21 protein-coding genes and 1 riboswitch are annotated in these 22879 nt (G+C 40.6%); of the genes, 7 read left to right on the top strand and 14 right to left on the bottom strand.

The window, feature by feature from the left end; translation table 11 throughout:
• Positions 1 to 25 precede the first annotated feature (25 nt).
• The 3 genes from ACIQCE_RS07870 to ACIQCE_RS07860 form a co-directional block, all read right to left on the bottom strand.
• Complete coding sequence (locus tag ACIQCE_RS07870) at positions 26 to 1432, bottom strand: amino acid permease (protein WP_400494303.1); 1407 nt, start codon at positions 1430 to 1432, stop codon at positions 26 to 28.
• A 194-nt stretch (positions 1433 to 1626) separates the two neighbouring features.
• Positions 1627 to 1805: riboswitch (Lysine riboswitch) on the bottom strand.
• A 121-nt stretch (positions 1806 to 1926) separates the two neighbouring features.
• Positions 1927 to 2070: a small acid-soluble spore protein SspJ gene (gene sspJ, locus ACIQCE_RS07865; RefSeq protein WP_400494302.1), complete on the bottom strand. Its 144-nt coding sequence runs from the start codon at positions 2068 to 2070 to the stop codon at positions 1927 to 1929.
• Between the two features lie 84 nt (positions 2071 to 2154).
• Entirely contained in the window at positions 2155 to 2583 is a 429-nt protein-coding gene (locus ACIQCE_RS07860; RefSeq protein WP_400494301.1) for a MarR family winged helix-turn-helix transcriptional regulator, read from the bottom strand.
• Positions 2584 to 2753: 170 nt separating this feature from the next.
• On the opposite strand from ACIQCE_RS07860, the gene ACIQCE_RS07855 reads away from it, so the two are divergent.
• The 4 genes from ACIQCE_RS07855 to modB all read left to right on the top strand — a co-directional run bounded on the left by ACIQCE_RS07855 (position 2754) and on the right by modB (position 6837).
• Positions 2754 to 3245, top strand: coding sequence for a metal-dependent hydrolase (locus ACIQCE_RS07855; RefSeq protein ID WP_400494300.1), 492 nt, complete (start codon positions 2754 to 2756; stop codon positions 3243 to 3245).
• Between the two features lie 124 nt (positions 3246 to 3369).
• The gene (locus ACIQCE_RS07850) at positions 3370 to 5220 is read left to right on the top strand and encodes an LTA synthase family protein (RefSeq protein WP_400494299.1); all 1851 of its coding nucleotides are present in this window, start codon (positions 3370 to 3372) and stop codon (positions 5218 to 5220) included.
• 175 nt (positions 5221 to 5395) lie between these two features.
• Positions 5396 to 6172, top strand: a complete 777-nt coding sequence (modA, locus tag ACIQCE_RS07845; RefSeq protein ID WP_400494298.1) for a molybdate ABC transporter substrate-binding protein — start codon at positions 5396 to 5398, stop codon at positions 6170 to 6172.
• Complete coding sequence (gene modB, locus ACIQCE_RS07840) at positions 6172 to 6837, top strand: molybdate ABC transporter permease subunit (RefSeq protein WP_400494297.1); 666 nt, start codon at positions 6172 to 6174, stop codon at positions 6835 to 6837. The genes modA and modB overlap by 1 nt, the downstream gene beginning before the upstream one ends.
• A 279-nt stretch (positions 6838 to 7116) precedes the next feature.
• On the opposite strand, the gene ACIQCE_RS07835 is transcribed toward modB, so the two are convergent.
• The 7 genes from ACIQCE_RS07835 to ACIQCE_RS07805 form a co-directional block, all read right to left on the bottom strand.
• On the bottom strand, positions 7117 to 7962 hold the full coding sequence (locus ACIQCE_RS07835) for an aldo/keto reductase (protein ID WP_400494296.1): 846 nt from the start codon (positions 7960 to 7962) through the stop codon (positions 7117 to 7119).
• A gap of 66 nt (positions 7963 to 8028) precedes the next feature.
• Complete coding sequence (locus ACIQCE_RS07830) at positions 8029 to 8901, bottom strand: ROK family protein (protein WP_400494489.1); 873 nt, start codon at positions 8899 to 8901, stop codon at positions 8029 to 8031.
• 64 nt (positions 8902 to 8965) lie between these two features.
• Positions 8966 to 10981: a Na+/H+ antiporter gene (locus tag ACIQCE_RS07825; RefSeq protein WP_400494295.1), complete on the bottom strand. Its 2016-nt coding sequence runs from the start codon at positions 10979 to 10981 to the stop codon at positions 8966 to 8968.
• Positions 10982 to 11693: 712 nt separating this feature from the next.
• Positions 11694 to 12305, bottom strand: coding sequence for a trimeric intracellular cation channel family protein (locus ACIQCE_RS07820; RefSeq protein ID WP_400494294.1), 612 nt, complete (start codon positions 12303 to 12305; stop codon positions 11694 to 11696).
• Positions 12306 to 12457: 152 nt separating this feature from the next.
• Positions 12458 to 12871, bottom strand: coding sequence for a disulfide oxidoreductase (locus tag ACIQCE_RS07815; RefSeq protein WP_400494293.1), 414 nt, complete (start codon positions 12869 to 12871; stop codon positions 12458 to 12460).
• Positions 12868 to 13551 carry a DsbA family protein gene (locus ACIQCE_RS07810; RefSeq protein ID WP_400494488.1) on the bottom strand — a complete coding sequence of 228 codons (684 nt, stop codon included), beginning with the start codon at positions 13549 to 13551 and terminating at the stop codon, positions 12868 to 12870. Before ACIQCE_RS07810 ends, ACIQCE_RS07815 begins: the two co-directional genes overlap by 4 nt.
• Before the next feature lie 142 nt (positions 13552 to 13693).
• Positions 13694 to 15784 carry a heavy metal translocating P-type ATPase gene (locus tag ACIQCE_RS07805; RefSeq protein WP_400494292.1) on the bottom strand — a complete coding sequence of 697 codons (2091 nt, stop codon included), beginning with the start codon at positions 15782 to 15784 and terminating at the stop codon, positions 13694 to 13696.
• 389 nt (positions 15785 to 16173) lie between these two features.
• Between ACIQCE_RS07805 and ACIQCE_RS07800 the strand changes: the two genes are divergently transcribed.
• The 3 genes from ACIQCE_RS07800 to ACIQCE_RS07790 are packed head-to-tail and all read left to right on the top strand — an operon-like array spanning position 16174 to position 18741.
• Positions 16174 to 16917 (top strand): metal ABC transporter ATP-binding protein, encoded by a 744-nt coding sequence (locus ACIQCE_RS07800; RefSeq protein ID WP_400494291.1) that lies wholly within the window; start codon positions 16174 to 16176, stop codon positions 16915 to 16917.
• A complete protein-coding gene (locus ACIQCE_RS07795) occupies positions 16917 to 17789 on the top strand; it encodes a metal ABC transporter permease (RefSeq protein ID WP_400494290.1) in 873 nt (290 codons plus the stop codon). Before ACIQCE_RS07800 ends, ACIQCE_RS07795 begins: the two co-directional genes overlap by 1 nt.
• Positions 17790 to 17802: 13 nt before the next feature.
• Positions 17803 to 18741 (top strand): metal ABC transporter solute-binding protein, Zn/Mn family, encoded by a 939-nt coding sequence (locus ACIQCE_RS07790; protein ID WP_400494289.1) that lies wholly within the window; start codon positions 17803 to 17805, stop codon positions 18739 to 18741.
• An 86-nt stretch (positions 18742 to 18827) separates the two neighbouring features.
• On the opposite strand, the gene ACIQCE_RS07785 is transcribed toward ACIQCE_RS07790, so the two are convergent.
• From ACIQCE_RS07785 to aspA, 4 genes are all read right to left on the bottom strand, one after another.
• A complete protein-coding gene (locus ACIQCE_RS07785; RefSeq protein ID WP_400494288.1) occupies positions 18828 to 19106 on the bottom strand; it encodes a hypothetical protein in 279 nt (92 codons plus the stop codon).
• The gene (locus ACIQCE_RS07780; protein ID WP_400494287.1) at positions 19057 to 19989 is read right to left on the bottom strand and encodes a response regulator; all 933 of its coding nucleotides are present in this window, start codon (positions 19987 to 19989) and stop codon (positions 19057 to 19059) included. Before ACIQCE_RS07780 ends, ACIQCE_RS07785 begins: the two co-directional genes overlap by 50 nt.
• Positions 19986 to 21302, bottom strand: a complete 1317-nt coding sequence (locus tag ACIQCE_RS07775) for a sensor histidine kinase (protein ID WP_400494286.1) — start codon at positions 21300 to 21302, stop codon at positions 19986 to 19988. Before ACIQCE_RS07775 ends, ACIQCE_RS07780 begins: the two co-directional genes overlap by 4 nt.
• A gap of 118 nt (positions 21303 to 21420) precedes the next feature.
• Positions 21421 to 22866: an aspartate ammonia-lyase gene (gene aspA, locus ACIQCE_RS07770; protein WP_400494285.1), complete on the bottom strand. Its 1446-nt coding sequence runs from the start codon at positions 22864 to 22866 to the stop codon at positions 21421 to 21423.
• Between the last annotated feature and the right edge of the window lie 13 nt (positions 22867 to 22879).

Genomic DNA, 22879 nt, shown 5'->3' with positions numbered 1-22879 from the left:
CTCCAGTTTTTTGAGAAATGTCTACCTATTCCGTTTCTTTTGCAAATCCTTTAGACATGAATGGATAGAGCAAGATGCCAATTAAGAACAAGCCAATCCCGAGACCGAATGTTTTGAAATCTGCTGTGCCTGATATAATCACCCAAGTGGAATATCCCATTGCGACTAGTGCGATGACACCGTCTCTTTTGCGATTTCCTTTTTGAATATCATACGTATCACCTTGCATGATCACCTTAAGGCTGTAGATCGACGACACGATATATGGAATTAAATAGGCAAGTGTCGCTGATGTCGTTAAAAAGGTAAAAGCTTCATTAATGGTACGTGACATCACTGAAAAAATGAACAACTGTGACATGATATTTGTGACAGTCAAGGCAAATGCAGGGCTTCCCTTTTTATTTGTTCTCGCAAATACCGCTGGGAAATCTCCTGCCTTCGCTGCTTGATATGGCACTTCTGAACCGAGTAGAATCCAGCCAAGCATAGACCCAAATAAACAAATGATGGCAAGTAGTGCCATGACAATTCCACCAGCCGGTCCAATAATTAGCTGAAGCACATCCACAAACGGTTTATCTGAGCTTTGTAATTGATCGTGCGGAAGTACACCCATTGTAATAAGCGTAATAATCATGTAAATCGAAAGGGCAATCAAAAGACCTGTAATCGTTGCACGCTTGACATCGCGCTGAGAAGAAGCTCTTCCTGATAAAATCACAGCTGATTCAATTCCAATAAATGCCCATAACGTGGAGATCGTCGCATGATGAATCTGGCCACCAAGTCCAAGCATCCCTTCCCCTTTGGCCGCAACCTGGAAGTAATAATGCTCAAATAATGCGGTCTGAAAAGCAAACAAGCCTGCCACGATAAATAGGACAAACCCAAGCACCTTTGAAAATGTCGTAATAAAGTTTAATTTACTAGCTACACTTAAGCTCGTCACTAAGATTGTATGTGTTCCCCATAACAGAAGTGTACATACAATAAAGGTCATGAGTTGCCCGAGTGTAATGGCTTCTTTCCCAAAGGTAAATATCACTGTCTTCACTGTTAAAATAGGGAAAAATGTTGTTAAATAACCAGTAAGGCTAGTAATGATGGCAACATTACTAATCCAACTGGCAACCCAATACCCCCATACCATTGTAAAACCAGCCGCTTTTCCTTTCTTCGGGTCTTTAAAAAGCGCCCTTGCATAACTTTGTGGTCCAGCAGTAAGATGCGGCTTATGAATGGATAAATGCCCAAATACAAGCGCAATCATTAACACACCGCCGCCTGTTACAAGCCATGCCATCGTCACACCTAAAGGACTTGCATGCTGTGCGAGCGTACTTGGTAGCATAAAGATGCCTGAACCCACCATATTTCCGACGACAAAAGCCGTCAATAACCAAAAACCCCATTTTTTTGTCTGTTCCATTTCCGTACCTCCGTTTTATTCTCTTTGGACCAGACCCGGCAGTATCTTTGTCGATATATTTGTGAAGCAATGATTTGCATTCTTTATGTTCGTTAAGGGTCACTTTCTTAAAAACAAGCATGCCCTTTTCTTATCATCAGAACATAAAAAAAAGCCTGAACAAAAGTCCATGCTTTTCAAAACATACACCTTGATCTCCGGATAGCCCTCCACGCTATTTAGACGTGGCAGTCCTGCATTTATTCAATGCAGACCCAGCATAAAGAAAGTTGGAGCTCTCTCTACACTTCGGCGCTGATGCCTTTTTTCACATGATCAACGATTCCATCTCTCCCATGTGTGACTCATCATCCGCGCAACCTCTACCTCACTGAGACATAGCGTGAGGATTTCTATTCACTTTTTACTACACGAAGATTATCAAACATTCTCACATCTGTCAAAGGGAAAATCATAGAAAAAAGGACAGAGAACCTTTTCTCCGCCCTTTTTCCTTATTGATGCTTGTTTTTCTTCTTTTGTACAGCTTCCTGCAAAGGATCGCCTGCTAGTTCTTTGCTTGCTTCTTCTAACAGCTGATCAACTTGCTGATGATCTTTTTCATTTTTCGCCTTTTTATCCTTTTGGAAAAATGACATCACTGCTTCACCCCTTTTCATAATATCCCATTGCCTGTTTAATTTGTGCTACTGGGTCATGCATTATACAAAGAGGCATACTCATCATTCATCCTGAAAGGTTTTTCTCATTTTTTGTAAGTATTGAAGAAAGGTCTTTAAGTCTTCCTCTGTGAAGTCTGACATCATATGCTGAATCACTTTGCCAAAAACACGTGTATGCTTTTCGTAAATGGCTAAGCCTTTTTCAGTGGCTTCTAAACGGACAAGTGAATGGTCATGCTTGTCCCGTTCTCTTTGAATGTATCCCTGTTCACATAATTTATTGAGTGCAATAGAGGCTGCACCTGGATTCAAAGAGAGCCTTTGTTTCAGCTCTTCGGCATGAGAAACTTTGCCTTGAATCAAAATAGAGAGGGCATAAATTTGCGGAGGTGTGATATCTTTTTCTAACTCAACTAACTTACGGTTTAACTTACGGCTGACTTCATAATGTACGAGAACAATTTCTTTTAAAATGTCTGCATTACTCATCCGAATCGCATCCTTATCGTTAATGTCATAATGACTTCATTCTTATTATAGAGTGTTTTTCTAATCCGCCAAAGATTTTAACCTTCTTTCTTTAAAAATAAGCCTTGCTGAATGAATTCACGCTTGATATAGTGAATACTTGAACTACAGATAGAACAGGAGTACGCATCATGACAGGAAAAACACATATCATGGGCGGAGTTGCCGCCTGCTCAGCCGCCGCCTACTACTATGGATATGATCCTATCACCATGACTGCTGCTGGATCAGTAGGTGCTCTTATCCCTGATCTTTGTCATACGAAAAGTAAAATCGGTAGGAAATTCCCGCTTCTTTCAACACTGATTTCTAGTGTTTTCGGTCACCGAACCTTTACACACAGTTTATTATTTATGCTGATCATTTATTTGATTGCGACCACATACATTCCAAATGACAGTCTACGATTCGGTTTACTTGTCGGCATAGCGAGTCACCTTTTACTTGATGCAGGAACAGTGAATGGTATTAAATTCTTATTTCCGGCTACGATAAAAGTACGTCTCCCCTTTTATGTCAAAACAGGCAGTACAGGTGAACAAGTCGTCCTAGCTGCCCTCACAATTGTCACTTGCTATTATATCGCCGTCATTTACGGATTACCCGTCCCATTTCAGTTCTAAGAGAATGAAAAAAGTGTTTTGCCAAAAAGGCAGGATATGAATTGATCATTCCTCATTTTTTTAGTAGTTTTAAGATAAGTGTTTTTGCCTTGAGCTGAATACAGAATGGTGAGGAGCTACATACATGAAAGCGTTTTTCAAAGATCACTGGTTTTTAGTGTACTCCATCCTCTTCATGTGGATGAAAACATATATCATTTATCAATTCGGATTTCATATACGAACAGCCAACTTGTTTCATGAATGGCTGCTGCTCATCAATCCGCTAAGCTTTTTGCTTCCTTTGTTTGGTATTGCACTTTTTTTGAATGATGCCAAACAAAAGGTTTTTTTATTGACCGCAAATTTGATCCTGACGGCGATTCTTATATCAAATACGATCTTTTACGGATTTTATATTGATTTCATTACGATTCCTGTGTTATTTCAAGCGAAGAACATGGGAGATATGGGCAGTAGTATGACTGAATTGTTCCACCCGCTGTTTGTGCTGATGCTCATGGATTTCATCGTGCTGACATGGCTGTTAAAGCGTAAACCATTAGCACCAAAAGCGTCATTCAAGACAATCAAAACATATTATGCGGTCTGCTGCAGCTTTTTATTGTTTCATGTTAGCTCAGCCATGCTGGACCATCCTCGATTTCTGACAAGCTCTTATGATCGAGAAGTCATCGTACGAAACCTTGGTCTGTTTCAATTCCATCTGTATGACGGCGCTGCCCAAACGGCTCGTATTGGACAAAAAGCCTTTGCTGACGAAGATACACTTTCAACCGTAGCAAACTACACGAAGGCCGATTACAGTGCACCAAACAAAGACTATTTTGGACTTGCTAAAGGTAAGAACGTCGTGTTCATTTCACTCGAATCAACGCAGCAATTTGTCATTGATCAAAAGGTGAATGGACAATACATCACCCCCTTTTTAAATCAACTGGCCAAAAAGAGTTTTTATTTTGATGAATTTTATCAGCAGACAGAGCAAGGAAAGACGTCGGATTCAGAGTTTATTGTCGCCAATTCCCTTTACCCATCTAGCAGCGGCGCTGTCTTTTTCACAGCGAGTGACAACGAATATGACACGTTATACAAGCAATTGAAAAAAGAAAATTATCAATCCGTCCAATTTCATGCGAATAATAAAACGTTTTGGAATCGTGATGTGATGTATGAATCGCTTGGAATTGATCGTTTTTATGATGTCGATTCATACGATGTCAATGAACAAAATTCAACTGGCTGGGGCTTAAAGGATATCGACTTTTTTGATCAATCCATTGATTATTTAAAGAAGCTGAAGACGCCTTATTACAGCACGTTCATTACATTGACGAATCACTTTCCATTTGAAATCGAGCCAAAGGATCAGTTTATTGATGAATTTGATTCATCCAGCACCATTTTTAACCGCTATGTGACAACCGTCCGCTATCAAGACGAAGCCATTAAGACATTTTTTGACCGTATGAAAGAAGAAGGGCTGTATGACAATACAATGTTCGTCCTCATGGGTGATCACTATGGCATCTCAGAGGCGCATCATGAGGCGATGGCGAAGCTTCTCAACAAGGATGAAATCACACCGTTTGATGCTGTCAAACTTCAGCGAGTTCCGTTTTTAATCTACATTCCCGGTGTTACTGATCAAGCACCAGAACAAATATCTAAAACGGCTGGGCAAATGGACGTCAAACCGACACTCCTTCATCTGCTCGGCATTGAGTCAAAGGATTCGATTCAATTTGGCAACGACCTGTTCTCAAACGAACGGATGCCTTTCGCTGTTCTGAGAAACGGGAACTTTATCACAGACGATTATCTTTATACGAAAAACACTTGCTATGATCAAAAAACACGTGAACCTGTTGAAAATGATGAGGTGTGTCAGCCTTATATTGAAAAAGCCAATAAAGAGTTGTCCTTATCAGATAAAGTCATTAATGGGAATCTCCTTCGTTTTTATCAGCATTAAACGCCGCCAAATGGCGTTTTTTTTGTTTGTTATTTTTTTAATAGTACATCAAGCACTAACGGCTCCTTCTTGCCATGGAGATGATCCCATTTTTTGCTGAAAGCCTATGAATGGTCAAATCAGTATGATTATAATAAGGGATAAGCATTGATATTTAATCGTTAGAGGTGTGAACATGAAGTATGTATTTTTACCTTTCATCACCATCTGTATACTCTTGACTGGATGCCAAGCAGTGATGAAGTCATCAGATTCAAACAAGAAGACGGAGCTTGTTATTTCAGCTGCAGCAAGCTTGCAAGATGCACTAAAAGAAATTGAATCAGCCTTTGAAGATCAACATCCGAACGTAAAATTAACCAATAATTTTGGGGCATCCGGTGCATTGAAACAGCAAATTGCTCAAGGCGCAAAAGTCGATCTCTTTTTCTCAGCTGCTGAGGAGCCATTTGATGAACTTGTACAATCAGGCAACATAGACAAGAATCATAAGAAAGATGCCATTCAAAATGAACTTGTGCTTATTGTTCCGAAAGAAAGCCCTTCTTCTATCAAAACATTTAACGATGTCCAGAACCTCAAGGGGAAAATCGCTCTTGGCACACCTGAATCTGTGCCTGCTGGTACATATGCAAAAGAAATCTTCACAAAACTGAACATATGGGATCAGGTGAAAGGAAAAGCCGTATACGGTAAGGATGTGCGTCAAGTGTTAAACTATGTGGAAACAGGCAATGTAGAAGCAGGTATTGTCTATAAGACAGATGCCCTTGTTTCCAAAAAAGTAAAGATTCTAGATGAGGCAAATGAGGATATGCATTCTCCAATTGTCTATCCAGTTGGGATTGTGAATGAGACAGAACACAAAGATGAGGCAAAAACATTTTATCAATTTCTTCAATCAAATACAGCCATATCTATTTTTCAAAAGTACGGTTTTCAAGTTAGGTAATGTCTATGTTGAATGAAGAATTTTTTTCGCCTATTTGGTTGTCCATTCAAATTGCAGTGGTTAGCGGCATACTAGCCACACTATTTGGAACGGTTATTGGCCTTTGGATGGCCCGAACATCCTTCAAAGGAAAAGTGATCGTTGAAACGCTCCTGATGATGCCGCTTGTTCTTCCACCAACAGTGGTAGGCTTTTTATTGCTCATCATTTTTGGAAAACATAGTGTCATTGGCAGTGCCATTGAATGGCTTTTTCATCAACCTGTCATTTTCACATGGTGGGCTGCTGTCATTGCATCGACTGTCGTCGCATGTCCGCTCATGTATCAATCAGCCAAAGCAGGATTTTCTACGATTGATGCAGACATTGAAGACGCTGCAAAAGTAGATGGTGCTCATTCGATCCAAGTCTTTACCCTCATCACCATTCCTTTGGCCATGCCTTCCCTGCTATCTGGCGCTGTACTAAGCTTTGCGAGAGCCCTTGGAGAATTTGGTGCTACCTTCATGTTTGCCGGCAACATTCCAGGAAAAACACAAACACTCCCAACAGCAATCTATGTTGCCATTGATTCTGGCCGAATGGAACTTGCTTGGTCTTGGACGATTTGTATTGTCATTCTATCCTTTTTCATGTTGCTGGTTGTGCGTAGCCGCACGCCATAATGTCCCCCCTATTAAATAGTGGGGACACAACATTAGAAGTCAAAAAATAATAGATCATATATATCAACCCAGATGAAATAAAACTTCGACATAAAACGACCAATTCAAAAACAATTGTTCTATATAACAAACTAATACAAATTTTTTATTTGAATCATTTTAAGGTGATTTTAACAGCGTGTTATCTATAAAACAAAAAACACCTTTCAAATAGTCATTCAGAGTATTTAACTCCTATAGCTATTGAAAGGTGTTCTAAGAATGATTCTATTCAATGATTCACTCAAACCCAACAGTCATGGTATCTGGGTTAGAGCCGACTCGCTCGTTATTGTTTAATGCGTCGATTTTTTCCATGTCTTCTTGAGAAAGCTCGAAATCAAAAATATCTGCATTTTGTTTAATGCGTTCTTCATTGATTGATTTTGGAATGGTTACCACGCCGCTTTGCAGATCCCATCGTAAAATGACTTGTGCGACGGATTTATTGTAGCGTGATGCGATTTCCTTCAGCACGTCATGATCTAGCAGCTTGCCTTGCATGAGCGGAGACCATGCTTCAATTTGTATACCTTTTTCCTTTGCATATTGCCGCAGCTCTTGCAATGTCAGCTTCGGATGAAACTCCACTTGGTCGACTGCTGGTACAACTTCTGCATCTTTTAACAGCTCTTCTAAATGATGAACATAGAAATTACTCACACCAATGGCTCTTACTTTCCCATCCTTATAAAGCTTCTCAAGCGCACGCCATGTATCTTTAAAAGTGTCTGCATTTGGTCCAGGCCAATGAATTAAATAGAGATCTAAGTAATCTAGCCCCAATCGATTCAAGCTCGCGTCAAAGGCAGCTAGTGTGTTGTCATAGCCTTGGTCGGTGTTCCATACTTTAGATGTAATGAATAACTCTTCTCGTTTGACGCCCGATTCTTTAATGGCTTTCCCTACACCTGTCTCATTTTTATAAACTGCTGCCGTATCAATGCTTCGATATCCATTTCGTATGGCTGCTTTTACGGCATCTACCACTTGATTGCCGTCCTCCACTTTGAATACACCTAAACCAAACCAAGGCATTTCCACTCCGTTATTTAGTGTTACAGTATCATTCAAGCTTTTAACCATTTTAACAACCACCTTTTTCATAGATTCCATCTATTTCATTATCTCATGTTGAGAATAAAAACTCTATTATGAGCAGTTCGCTTTCGCTTCCATTGCTAAAAGCAAAGCACCTGTCAACCCTGCCTTGTCCCCAAGTCCCGGAGATACAATATATGTATCAAGCGGCGGTAGGTCCACATAGTCATTTAAATAAAAAGCAAGCTTTTCTCGGATAAGCGGGAATAATTGCTGTTGCTTCATCACACCGCCACCCATTATGATGCGCTCTGGGCTTAAGATGAGGGTGTATTGCATCAATGCCTGTGCTAAATAATCAGCTTCAAGTGCCCATACTGCTTCTTGCTCGCCCAGCTCTTTAGCAGGCTTTCCCCACCTCTTCTCAATTGCTGGTCCAGATGCAAGCCCCTCTAAGCACGAACCATGAGCGGGGCAGACACCTGCAAATGAATCAGACGCATGATGCCTCACCAGTATATGACCCATCTCTGGATGTGAATGACCGTGCAGTAAATCACCTTTCACAATAGACCCAGCACCAATACCGGTGCCCACTGTGATATAAATACAGCTTGTTAATCCTTGTGCCGCACCTTTTGTTAGTTCACCTAATGCCGCTGCATTCACATCTGTTGTAAAGGAAATAGGCACCCCTAATTGTTTTTCTAACTCCGGAATCAACGGGTAGTGCTTCCACTCTATTTTCGGTGTATTCATGATATAACCGTAAGAAGAATCACCCTCTTTGACACAGATTGGACCAAATGAGCCGACCCCTAATGCTTCAATTGGATATGTTTGAAAGAATGGAATGAGCTGTCTTAATGTTTTCTCTGGATGCTCGGTTGGAATGGTTAATTCTTCAACAATCTCTCCATGCTCATTTCCTATCGCACAACAAAACTTTGTACCCCCTGCTTCAATTGCTCCATAATATGCCATCATCTTTCTCCCCCCTGTGTGTTTTTTTCCTTCATCTTAAAACATGGACGAGAAGATGACAACATCATGTATTGGTCAATAAAACAGCCTCTATATCATTGATATACTCTCTTAAATGGTGGGCTATATCACGATTGATCTCCCCATTTTCATATAAGGTTTGGATTTCGTTACGAATGGACTGTACTGCTTTGAAATTTAACTCCTTTTTCTTACGGTCAAATGCACGATCTCTTTGCTGAAAGAATGACGGGCCATGTTCACAGCGGAAGATGACTTGATTGTAGAAGCCAATGACCCGATGACATGTTTGTTTATTGTCATCCGTCATATGTTTTTTGATTGATTCAATCGCGGCTTCAGCTGTTTTCTTGCGTATCTGTTTGTACGACTCTTCGTTTTCTAATATGCCGCTTGAAATACGCTGATGAGGTCGCCATAAGTGTAGCCATTGAAGAAGCCGCAAAAACTTGACTTTCGAAAAACGAATCTTAAAGGAATTGGAATATAGCATCTCAAGTTCATGAAATCTCTCTTGAAGCTCATAGGCTTCTTCTTGGTCAATTTTCTCTTCATCAATTAATTGCTGAAGTTTCATCTGCTCTGCTTTAATCCCATGCAGTCTAATTTTTCTTTCTTGTTTCCTCATCCCGAATTGATAAGGTTCACGTTGAATATTTCTCAGTTTCATCCGGTATTCATTGATGACAGCTAGAGACACTTCTCGATTGTCTTCATTCATTCCCTCTTTTAATGTTTTAATAGCACTTCTCAAAAGCTTCCGTTTTGCGTGCTGGATTTTTGTATCAGTGTCCACATCTACTTGCTTATCTTTTTTCTCAGATAAAAGAGGCAATAACACACTAGCTAAAATGAGTGTGCATAAAATCACGCCTGCTGCGAGGAAAATAATCAAATGCCGCTCAGGGAATGGTGACCCATCAGCTAGTGTAAAGGGGATTGAAAATGCACCGGCTAATGTGACGGCACCGCGGACACCTGAGAATGTCATCAGTATCGATGCGCGAAGTTTTTGCTTTTTCACATGCTGCTTTTTGATTGCACTCCAATTGCCTGCCCAGAACAGCCACACCCATAAGAACCTCAGAACCATCAGGCAAAGTGTAATGATTAAAATGTAACAGATGACCTGCATGTTATTAAACGCTTCATCTTGGAAAATCACTGTGGATACATCAGGAATTTGTAATCCAAGTAAGACGAAAACAAGTCCGTTTAAAATAAATAAAATGATATTCCATGTATTCGTAGAAGCAATCTGTAGCTTTGCTAAATTCGCTTCTATCCGGTCCTGCTCAATTGCATGCGCCACCCCGCCTGCAACAACAGCTAAAATCCCTGAAACGCCAATTTCTTCAGCTGCTAAATAAATCACAAATGGCGTTAAAATTTGCAAGATAATGTGCATGGTGACATCATCCATTCCTAAGCGGCGAAGGAAATAACGAAAACGAATGAAAAAGAAGGATAAAATAAATCCAGTCAATAAACCGCCAGCGGCAATCAATACAAAACTAAAGGATGCCTGCGCAATTGAAAAAGCACCGGTCACAGTTGCTGCAATGGCAAATTTAAAGGCCACAAGTCCTGATGCATCATTCATCAGCCCCTCACCCTCCAACAGCCTCATAATGGCTTTTGGCATATTCACACGACTGGATAAGGCGCTAACGGCTACCACATCTGTTGGTGATAAAATGGCTGCTAGAGCAAATGCAGCGGGTAGTGGGATGCTTGGAATCATCCAATGAATGGTATATCCTGCTACAATGACCGTAGCAAAGACTAAGCCAAGTGCTAAAAGCAGAATGGGCGCTCTTAATTTCCAAAGCTCATCCCTTGGAGTACGCTTCCCGTCATTAAATAACAGCGGGGCAATAAATAAAACGAAGAATAGCTCAGGATTTAAAGAAATATGTAAACCTGAAGGAAAAGCTGCGACCAAAATTCCTAAACCCACTTGAATTAGCGGGACTGGAATAAAGGGTACAAAACGATTAATAATATTCGATGATGCAATGAGTGCAAGTAATACAAGCACCGCTAAAAAAATCTCCACTAGTTTAAAACCTCCTGTGTTTCATAATGGAGTGGCTCTATTCCCATGGTTGTACTGATCTAAACGCTTTGGTATTTTTTTAATATGAATGACTTAAATATCTTCAAAAAAGATATTCTGATCACACGTATAAAAATCCTCTGTAACAACAATAAATATGTTTTCCCTTCACAGGTTTCCGCAAAACTGCTTCAGTATCCAGTCACACCACAAATAGGCTGAACACAATTTTCAGCCCACTTGATTCAAAAGCCGTACACTATGATTGTGATCCCTGCCAATATATCGACAGGTGTATGATCTTTTTATTCTACACTAAGATGTGAGCATTTGAACATTCATTAGCTCTTAGCGTTACTATTCTAATAAAATGATTGATAATATCATGTTGGAATTTTGGCAAAAAATGGGCCCCTTTCACCGTTTACGCATATATAGAACTCATGCATGACTCTCATAAACAGCTTTCGATCATGTCCATTTTTATAAAATTCTCTTCACCTATTTGCAATGATGACTGCATCAAATTCAACGCCTTTACAAATGACCCACACACCTGTTTTGAAAAAGGACTCATTTTGAACATTGCGTGGAACTGTCTGCACTCCTGTTGTTTGACAAATGACATGGATGGCTTGGTTTTAAAAAAACATCTGATACAGTGTTTTCACAGGCTCAAACAAAAAAGAGGACGCCTCGGCCCTCTTTTGTTTTACCCTTTATTGAAAAAGTAGGATCTAGCAGGAAGACGCCATTTGAATAGATAGGAACAAACTCGGCATGTAACGAGGATGAGAAACAGAAGATAAAGGCCCAGCTCACCTTGGGCGAAACCAAGTCCAACGAATAAGCCGCCAAGCGCTGCCCATACTGCATAAATCTCTGCTTTCAGGATAAGCGGCTTACGTCCTGCTAATAGGTCACGTACAATACCGCCGCCGCTTCCAGTCAAAATAGCAGCCACAATGACTGCACTAAGTGGAAGCCCTCTTTGGACTGCAAATAACGCCCCTTGAATCGTAAAGGCTGCTAAGCCGATCGCATCCGAGAAGTTCCCCCATTTGCTCCAATGCTTTAACAGCAGCTTTGGAAATAGAAACACAATCGTAATCGAAACAAGAGCAATGGAGAACATCTTGCCCTGTGACCATAAAGCTGATACCGGTAGACCTATTAATAAATTGCGAATCGCTCCCCCGCCAAAGGCAGTGACGATCCCTAAAATGTACACACCAAGCATATCGTATTCTTCTTCCATTGCGACAATAGCGCCACTAATAGCAAATGCCACAATCCCAATCATACTTAAGACTTCCCATGCCATTTTCCGCTTATCTCCTTAACATTGTCTGATCATCTTACACACTTAATGTATATCTGAACCTCCTGAAAAGCAATACAAATATTCTTTAATTTTATCTTTTTCCAAAAATAAAAATCAGCCTACTTTCTCTAATAAAAAGTAGGCTTGTTGATTTAATCTTGTTTTGCATTTAATAACAGCATACTGATGATGATAAGAATAAATGCAATGAGTGCTAATAGAGGAATGGTGATAAAACCAAACCAGTTTAGATAATCAAAAGAACAAGGAATACCACTCAGGCAAGGTCTGATTGATGCAAAACCTGGTATCTTTTGTTCCATATAATGATAGATGGAAAAGCAGGCACCGATCACAGCTAAAGGAAGGACGTAATATTTTACTTTAACATCCCCACGGAAAGTGGCCATTCCTAATAAAAGCACGAGCGGGTACATGAAGATGCGCTGAAACCAACACAGATCGCACGGGATAAACTTCTTCACTTCACTTAAATATAGACTGCTCATCGTCGCAACAATAGAAACGATCCAAGCGCTGTATAAGAAAACAAGCTTATTTTTCATGATTTTTTCCCTTTTAGCTCTTGTTCAATTAACTCTTTGATTTCATTATAATCATAAAAGTTTTGGACTTGTTTATTGTTAATGAAAACCGTTGGTGTTGCGTTTACTTTTAATTGATTCACCAATTGATCATCTGTATTCAACTGTGGTTGATACGTTTTCTTCGATAAGTTTTCTTTTAGCTTGTCCGTATTGATCTTTGTCGTCTTTTTGGCCAATTCTGTCAGCTTAGCAGGTGTGACCCATTCTGCTTCACTATCTGGTTGAGCAGCATATACAGATTCGTGAAACTTCCAGAAGTTATCTGGATCCTCTTTCCACACTTCCTCTGATGCAAGTGCAGCTAATACAGTGCCTTTTCCATGAACAGGTAAAGGAAAGTTAATAAATGAAAATGACACATCGCCATTATCTATGTAGTCTGCTTTCAGTTTTGGGAAAATGTCCTTTTCAAATGCTTTACATGATGGGCATTTGTAGTCCCCAAACTCGACGATTTGTACGGTTGCATTTTTGTCTCCCATGATAGGCTGCCCTTCAATTGAAGGTTTACTGTCAACTGTTTGTGCTTGCTGACTATTATTGTTGCCAATGATAACAAAAATGCCAATGAGAAGGGCTGCGATGATGGTTAATATAACGGCAAACTTAATGGATGAAGATTGATTTTTTTTACTCACAAAAGCACCTACCTTATCTTTTTCATTCCTTAGAAGCGGAAAAAGGATAACAGCTTGGGAATATGCCATTATCCAACTTCTTCTATTTTAACAAGAGGGTCTCTATTATAAAAGACGGTATCTTGAATTTTTCCTTACAATTTTATTTCATGACCCTCATGGCATTTAAAACTGCCAGTACAGTCACACCAACATCAGAAAAAACGGCTTCCCACATGGTTGCAATACCAAATGCGCCAAGCAATAAGAAGACCCCTTTGACGCCAAGAGCAAATGCAATATTTTGCCAAACAATGGCTCTAGTTCTTTTAGCAACACCGATCGCTTCAACAACCTTTGATGGTTGGTCCGTCATAATGACGATGTCAGCCGCTTCCACAGCTGCATCTGACCCGAGTCCACCCATGGCAATCCCAATATCTGCTCTCGCTAAAACTGGGGTATCATTAATGCCGTCACCGACAAATAGTAATGTTTCATGAGGTGCTTTTTGCTGATCAATTTCTTCAATTTTCGCCACTTTATCCTGAGGCAGTAGTTCTGTGTGTACTTCGTCAATCCCAATTTGCTGGGCCACCGCAGTCCCTACTTGGTTTGAATCACCGGTGAGCATAATCGTTTTTATGCCTAACTGCTTCAATGCAGAAACAGTCTCTATCGCATCATCCTTTAATTCATCAGAAATCAAAATAGATCCAGCAAACTTTCCGTCAACCGCCAAATAAACAACGGTTCCGTTTCGTTTTTCTTTCTCAAAAGCAATGCCTTCTCGTTCCATCAGGCGATCATTTCCGGCTAATACATGGACACCACTGATGATGGCTTTAATTCCATGACCCGCAATGTCCTCATAGGCATCTATGCGGCTCTCATCAAGAGATGAACCGTAAGCAGCTTTGATCGACTCCGCAATCGGATGGGAAGAATGTGCTTCTGCTAGAGCCGCAAAAGCCAAGAGCTCCTCTTCAGACCACTTCTCATGTGCTGCAATATGTGTCACTGTGAAGTTTCCTTTTGTGAGTGTGCCTGTTTTGTCAAACACTGCATAACGAACAGAGTGAAGTGCTTCCAGATAGTTACTACCTTTTACTAGTATTCCTCGTTTCGATGCTGCCCCGATACCTCCAAAAAATCCTAATGGGATGGATACGACAAGAGCACAAGGACAAGAGATCACAAGAAAGACAAGTGCACGATAAACCCATTCAGACAATTGTGCTGACGGAATCATAAGAGGCGGTACAAAGGCAAGCAACAATGCGAGCACAACAACAGCCGGTGTATAATATTTCGCAAACTTTGTGATGAAGTTTTCAGTTTGTGCCTTTCGGCTACTTGCATTTTCGACCAAATCTAGAATCTTCGTCACAGCCGATTCGCTCAACTCTTTTTGCACTTCAATCTCAAGAATACCATTTTGATTCACAAATCCAGCAAGGACTTCTTTCCCTGCTTCCACATCTCTTGGAACCGATTCACCTGTTAATGCAGAGGTATCAACGAGAGAAAAGCCTTCCATCACCAACCCGTCTAGCGGAATTTTTTCACCCGGTTTCACAATGATACGATCACCAACCGATACTTCTTCCGGCTTCACTTTTATCGTCTCATTTTCCACTTTGAGGTTCGCATATTCTGGACGAATCTTCATTAATTCACTAATGGAACGTCTTGATCGATTGACAGCCGCTCCTTGGAAAAGCTCACCGATTTGGTAAAACAACATGACAGCAAGTGCCTCTGGGTATTGCTGAATGATAAAAGCCCCAACAGTTGCAATGGTCATTAAGAAGTTTTCATCAAATACTTGACCGCGTACGATATTCTTCAAAGCTTTAAAGACCACGTCACCACCAACTAATAAGTACGCAGCCAAAAACATGACAAACTGTAGCCACCCGTCTTCTGGTATAAGATAGGCAGTTATTCCAATGACAGCACCACCGATTAATTTACACACGATGGACTTTAAATGCTTTGTTCCATGATCATGCTGGTGTCCTGCTTCTTTCGGTGAAACACTCACATGAGGTTCAATAGATTGAACCGTTTTTTCAATACGTTCTGACATCGTTTCTTGTGTATCGCCATGTGTCACTGTTAAAGTACCTGTCGCAAAATTAATTGAACATGTTTGAATACCATCTAATTTGCTGACACCTGTTTCAATTTTTCGCGCACAGTTTCCGCAATCAAGACCGTTTAATACGTATTCTTGCTTCGTTATCTTCATGTTCTCACCTTTTTCTATATAAGTAGCTTCCCCTGATTCAATTAAACTTAACAACTTCTTTAAATATTATATATGAGCACATATTCATATATTGAATTACCCCTATTATATGAGGTATTGTCGCATGTTGTCAATCATTTATCGGCAAATGAATGGTTTATTACTGCCCTTTTTAATGACATCCATGCTCATCCCCTTTTCTCCCTACATAATATGAGAAAGATCATTCATATCTCTTTACAAAACAAGGAGATACGCTTAGAATAAAATAAAAGTTTGCCTAAGGAAAAAAAAATGGCGTAAGAGAATCATTTCATCCTTTAGTCAAAATTATTTAATTCGGGCATATATTGAAGAAACGCAATGATGATTGAAAGGAGCCGCAAGAGATGTCAAATGCTTTAACAATCGACCGTCTATATGTCTCATATCACGGACAGGATGCATTAGAAAACGTCTCTCTTTCCATTCAGGAGGGAACGATGACAGGGATCATTGGTCCAAATGGTGCTGGTAAATCGACTTTACTCAAGGCATGTTTGGATTTAATTGAAAAAGATCAAGGGGATATTCATTTTTTTGACCAACCCTTTAAACAAGTCAGAAAACAAATCGCATATGTTCCACAGAGAAACGACCTAGACTGGACTTTCCCTATTCATGTACTTGATACAGTCCTGCTTGGAACATATCCAAAGCTCGGACTCATGAAACGACCTAAAAAAGAAGACCGAGCCTATGCATACCATTGCTTAGAAAAAGTCGGGATGCAGGACTTTGCCAAAAGACAAATTGGCGAATTATCCGGTGGACAGCAACAACGAGTTTTTCTGGCAAGAGCGCTTGCTCAAAACGCACAACTCTTTTGTTTAGATGAACCCTTTGTAGGGATTGATATGGCAAGTGAAGAAACGATGATTCGCATTTTGAAGGAATTACGTGATGAGGGGAAAACAATTCTTGTCGTACACCATGATTTAAGCAAGGCCGATGATTATTTCAGCCACCTCGTTCTTTTAAATCAAAAATTGATTAAAGCGGGACACGTACACGACATCCTTCGTCCAGAGGTCATGCTGAAGGCGTATGAAACGCAACTTCCATTCTTAAAAACAGCAGGAGGAGACGTGTAATGGATTTTTTAACTGGACTGTTTGAATATGCGTTTTTACAAAAGGCATTATTTACATCCGTCATGGTGGGCATCATTTGCGGCGTCATCGGCTGCTTTATCATTTTACGCGGCATGGCCCTGATGGGAGATGCCATTTCTCATGCCGTTCTGCCTGGTGTCGCCATCTCCTATATGCTCGGAATTAACTTCTTTTTCGGAGCCGTCTTAACTGGTGTGTTAACCGCCATTGGCATTGGATATGTCAGTCAAAACAGCCGCATTAAAAATGATTCCGCCATTGGCATTGTATTCACCTCTTTTTTTTCAATCGGGATCATTTTAATTACGTTTTTGAAAAGCTCTAGCGATTTATATCATATCTTGTTTGGAAACGTACTAGCTGTTCGGTCATCTGATATGTGGATTACCCTTGGAATTGGCATCTTTATTTTGTTAGCAGTCATCATGTTCTACAAAGAACTGCTCATTAGTTCTTTTGATCCGGTGATTTCATCCGTCTATGGTTTACCGAATCGGATGATTCATTACTTTCTCATGACATTATTGACGCTTGTGACGGTTGCTTCACTGCAAACTGTCGGAATCATTCTTGTTGTGGCCATGCTCATCACACCAGCAGCCACTGCTTACCTTCTAACCGATCGATTATGGATTATGATTTATTTATCTGCCTTTTTCGGGACTATTTCTGCTGTAGTAGGACTTGGGCTTAGCTTTACGTATAACTTGTCATCTGGCGCATCCATTGTTTTGGTGTCCACCATTTTGTTTGGCTGTGCATTTATCTTTTCACCAAAGCAGGGAATTTTATGGAGATCATTAAAATCGAAACGAAAACGAACGCAGTTGAAAAAGGAAGCGTCTATGTAAAAGGAGGACATATATGAAGAAGGTATTTGCAATCCGTTTGACAGCAGTATTACTTGCCCTTATAGTGATCACGGGTTGTTCGACAAAGAATCATCATTCCGGCAAAGATGATGGCAAATTAAAAGTTGTGACGACCTACTCCATTCTTTATGACATAGTGAAAGAAGTAGGCAGGCAGCATGTCTCTATTCACAGCATAGTGCCAATCGGTACTGACCCACATGAATTCGATCCACTGCCAAAGGATGTTCAGCATACGGCGGATGCAGACCTTGTTCTATATAATGGCTTAAACCTCGAAACAGGGAACGGCTGGTTTCAAAAGCTTCTCGAATCCAGCGGAAAGGATGGAGGTGATGCACCAGTAGCAGAACTGAGCAAGGGCGTCACAGTGAAGCATTTATCTTCAGAAGGACTGGAAAGTCAGCAAGACCCTCATGCATGGCTGAATGTCGAAAATGGCATCATATATGCCAAGAATGCCCGAGATGCACTCATAAAAGCGGACCCAGCCCATAAAGAAGACTACAAAAAAAATGCGGCAGCCTATATCAAGAAGCTCCAAGCGCTTCATGATGAAGCAAAAGAGAAATATAGTCAGCTACCAGATGACCGAAAATTGCTTGTGACAAGTGAGGGTGCATTTAAGTATTTTGCAGATGCGTATGGTCTGACTGCCGGTTACATTTGGGAGATCAATACAGAAAGCGAAGGAACACCTGGTCAAATGAAACGAATCATTCATTTCGTCAAAGACCATCGTGTACCCGCTCTATTTCTTGAAACAAGTGTAGATAGGCGCAGCCTTGAGAGCCTTTCTGAGGAAACCGGGGTTCCGATTAAAGGAAAAGTATTCACCGACTCAATTGGAAAACAAGGCGAAGATGGAGACAGCTATTACAAAATGATGAAATGGAATATTGACACCATTTACAAAGGATTGACATCATGACAAAAGACAGGTGGAGTGAATTCCCCTGTCTTTTTTCTTTCGTATGACATGTTTTGTCGATCTTTTATCGTCCACTAATGAAAAAATCAACGATTAACACCATCCCACACATATGTCAGTTGCATCAATGATTCCGCTCGTTCTAGTGCTTTGATGAGAACCGTCAGCAAGAGGAGCAAACCGGCTCTGATACCCCAAGCATGCCTGACCCATCCTACCATTTCATAAATGGCTTGCTCCTTGCGTACTTTGATTTTCCATTTGGTTTCGATTCGTCTGCAAATTTGTAAGAAAAGGAGGAGCGCACGTCTTGTTTTAATCTTCCATACAAATTCGTTTGGCTTCGTAATATAGCACTTGCACAAATTTCTTCACATTGATTCGGGTGTGTTCTTCTCTTCCGCTTGTCTCTTTTGTCAATTCACTCATTTTTTTCCGTACAATGGTGAAATCGAAAAATTTAGACGCATAGTTTTCAAAGGTTGGATGTGAAAAATCCGTTAACCCAAGTGATGCGATATGCTTTAGTGATTGGTTAATCGCTCGTCTCACACGCTGCTCAGCAGCCTTCGCCTCTCTTGCAATATCAGTTGCTGTATACGGTTCATTTAATTTTTCCTCCGTGACCCCGGTGAAAATGACCTTTAAAGAGGGAAAGGAGTCGTGCTGATCGACATGTAATCCTAGATACTGATCTGTAAATAGAATCATATCCAATAAATCCTTTGACCCCTTCTCTCCCACAATCCCAAGCTCCGCAAGCAAGAACTGGCCCGCCTCTGCAAGACTTTTTCCCCTTTGTTTTGTTTTCGTCTGTCCACGCTGCTGGAACTGCATCACAGAATTGAGCGAATGTTGAATATTCTCAATGGAGTGCTCTAAATGCAGACGTTCGATCATTAAATGGAGCACACTTAATACTTCGACACGATTCATCGGCTTCGTCACATAGTATTCGACTCCAAGCGTATATGCCTGTCCAATCAATTCCTTTGTTTCTACCTGTGACAGCATTAAGTATTTACCGCGGAACTCATCTTTTATTGCTCGAATCGTTTCAAGTCCATCTCTTTCCGGCATTAGAAGATCAATACATAATATATCAATGTGTAAATCATTTAAGTAGCTGGCTGTTAATTCTGCACCATCCTCCGCTTCGCCAGCCACAATCCCAAGCTCTTCATCTTCAATGAGCTGAGCAAGCGAAGAACGAACAGCTTCATCATCATCGACAATAAAAAATCTCATCTCCCAACCCCCTCTTTTCTACTGATTTGATCAACTGGTATTGTCAAGGTGAAGATTGTTTTTTCATTTGGGATACTCTTCATCTGAATACTTCCCCCCAGCTTCTCAACTGTATCCTTCACATAGGAAAGCCCTATTCCGCTCGACGGATTACCCGCTTGGTCATATTTTAAAGTGAAACCCGGTTTAAAAATAACGTGATGATTTCGTTCTTTAATTCCATGTCCATTATCACTGATTTGAAACATCACATCTTTTCCTTTCAGCGAAATAGACAGCGACACCTCTCCAGCCACTGAAATGGCTTCCACTGCATTGGACACAATGTTGTTTAACAAAGATAGAATCGTAAACACATGATACGGTGGATGTTGCCCTTTTTCATCATAATGAAATACAATGTGTTTTTTAAGAGATTCTGCATAATTTTCATGTATGCGGATCACAAGTCCTGCAATATGGGCAGGACTTGCATATTCCTGAAACTTCTCCTCATGAATCAGTTTCGATAAGGCGGAAAAAATCCGCTGATTATCTTTTTTGATTTCATGAACCTCTCCCGCAATTTGAAGTGCTGTTTTTCCGAGCTTTTTCAAGTCTAATGATTCGGCATCCTTTGCATGATGCAGTGATTGATATAATTGATAAGATGTTGCCGTAATATGCTCAGCATGTGCTAGTGTTTTATGAAAGTATGTAGATTCCGTATAAAGGTTCGACAGCAGCATGAGCAAATGTTCTTTTTCCTTCATCATCTGGCGCTCTCTCGCCTGTTCTTCATATAACCGAATCATCGTATAGCAAGCCAATACGAAAAAGCTTCTGAAAATCGCCAAAACAAATAGTTGAAATAGCGTCCGGACCGTCAGAATTTCATCCAACGTACCTCGAAGTGCAATCATTTCGACCACGCTCGCACATAACTCCATGATAATCCCCGTCGCACCAATGATCCAAGGCTTGGCACGAAAGCGACGGACCTGCAATAAGTGAAAAAGCGTACCATAGGTCACATAATATAAAAAGGAAGGGAATCTTAATGAGACAGACTCTTCAATCAGCAAATGACCTGTGACCGCTATATCAAGCAGCACTCGAAAGACAAAAACAGATATCCCCGCAATGATACCGCTCGCCCATGCTGGGAATTTTTTCATTTGAAGCAAAATAAAGAAAAAGACAACGGTTCCAAAGCTGACCCGAAAACTATCTTCAAATGGGTAAAATTTCAGCTCGCCGCCAATCGGTGTAAGTACAATCAACATCACGATTAAATAAGGCTCGGTATTCAGCCATTTTTTCAATAGATTCAACCCAGTCACATCCCTAATAATTGACGATAGTATACTATGTGAGCTTAAGAAAAACAAACAGTCCATGAAAAAACGCACACCGGAACTTCATGTCGGTGTGCGTTTATCATGATGTAGTTTAATCTTCTAAACGATCCTTTTCTAAAAGTGATGCGCCAGCAATACCTGGTTTGGTCATTTCAAAAGGATTTAAGATCACATCAAGCTCTTCCTCTGTTAAAACATCATTTTGCAGACAAAGCTCACGTACAGATGCGCCTGTAAGGATCGCTTCTCTTGCAATTCGTGCAGCGGCTTCGTAACCAATATGCGGATTGACCGCCGTCATGACACCGGCACTCTTTTCTACATATTCTTTTAATCTCGCTTCATCTGCTTTTAAGTCACGCAAGCAATTGTCAACGAAGGATTCAAATACATTTTTCATCATGCTGAGAGATTGAAGCAAGTTGAAAATAAGCACTGGTTCCATTACGTTAAGCTCAAGCTGACCAGCCTCTGATGCAAGGCAAATGGTGTGATCATTACCGATCACTTGAAAAGCAACCTGGTTCATCACCTCTGGCATAACCGGGTTTACTTTCCCTGGCATGATAGAGGAACCTGGCTGTCTAGGCGGCAAGTGTAGCTCACCAAAGCCTGCTCTTGGACCTGAAGCCATCAAACGAATATCGTTTGCCATTTTCGACATATTCATCATACATACCTTTAAGGCAGCAGATACTTCTGTATAAGCATCCGTATTTTGCGTAGCATCGACTAAGTCTTCTGCTCCAACTAATGGTAATCCGCTAATGTCAGACAAATAGCCAACAACTTTGCGAATATATTTCGGGTCTGCATTGAGCCCTGTACCAACTGCAGTTGCACCCATATTCACTTCATATAGATGCTGTCTGGATTGCTTAATGCGCTTCATATCACGAGCGAGTACTTTTGCATAAGCACTAAATTCTTGACCAAGCCTAATCGGAACAGCATCCTGAAGATGTGTACGCCCCATTTTAATGACATGGTCAAATTCCTGCGCTTTTTCCGTCAGGACTTGATGCATGTTTTCCATCGTATAAAGCAGCTTTTCAATCATATTTAATGTAGAAATATGAATCGCTGTTGGGAACACGTCGTTTGTAGACTGTGACATGTTCACATGAGTGTTTGGACTTAGCTCAGTATAAGCGCCCTTTTCCTTCCCTAATAGTTCGAGCGCTCTGTTTGCAATGACTTCATTGGCATTCATATTCATTGAAGTGCCAGCCCCGCCTTGAATTGGATCGACAATAAATTGGTTATTCCATTTTCCCTCAATGACCTCATCTGCTGCTTGTACAATTTTTTCTCCAAGACCAGAATAAAGTCGATGTGTATCCATATTTGCAAGTGCGGCTGCCTTTTTGACAATCCCTAATGCTTTGATGAGTTCCTCATGAATACGGTAGCCAGTAATTGGAAAGTTTTCAACTGCACGTAATGTTTGAATTCCATAATATGCATGAATGTCTACTTCCTTTTCACCTAGAAAGTCTCGTTCGATTCGAACTTGCTTGTCCTGTAGCTTCGTCATTTGAAAAGATCTC

Origin of the sequence: Bacillus sp. NPDC093026 (assembly GCF_044754665.1) — a bacterium.
Classification (GTDB): domain Bacteria; phylum Bacillota; class Bacilli; order Bacillales; family Bacillaceae; genus Bacillus; species Bacillus maqinnsis.
Note: the sequence above shows the minus strand (reverse complement) of the source record. Positions and strands in the feature narration are given on the sequence as shown.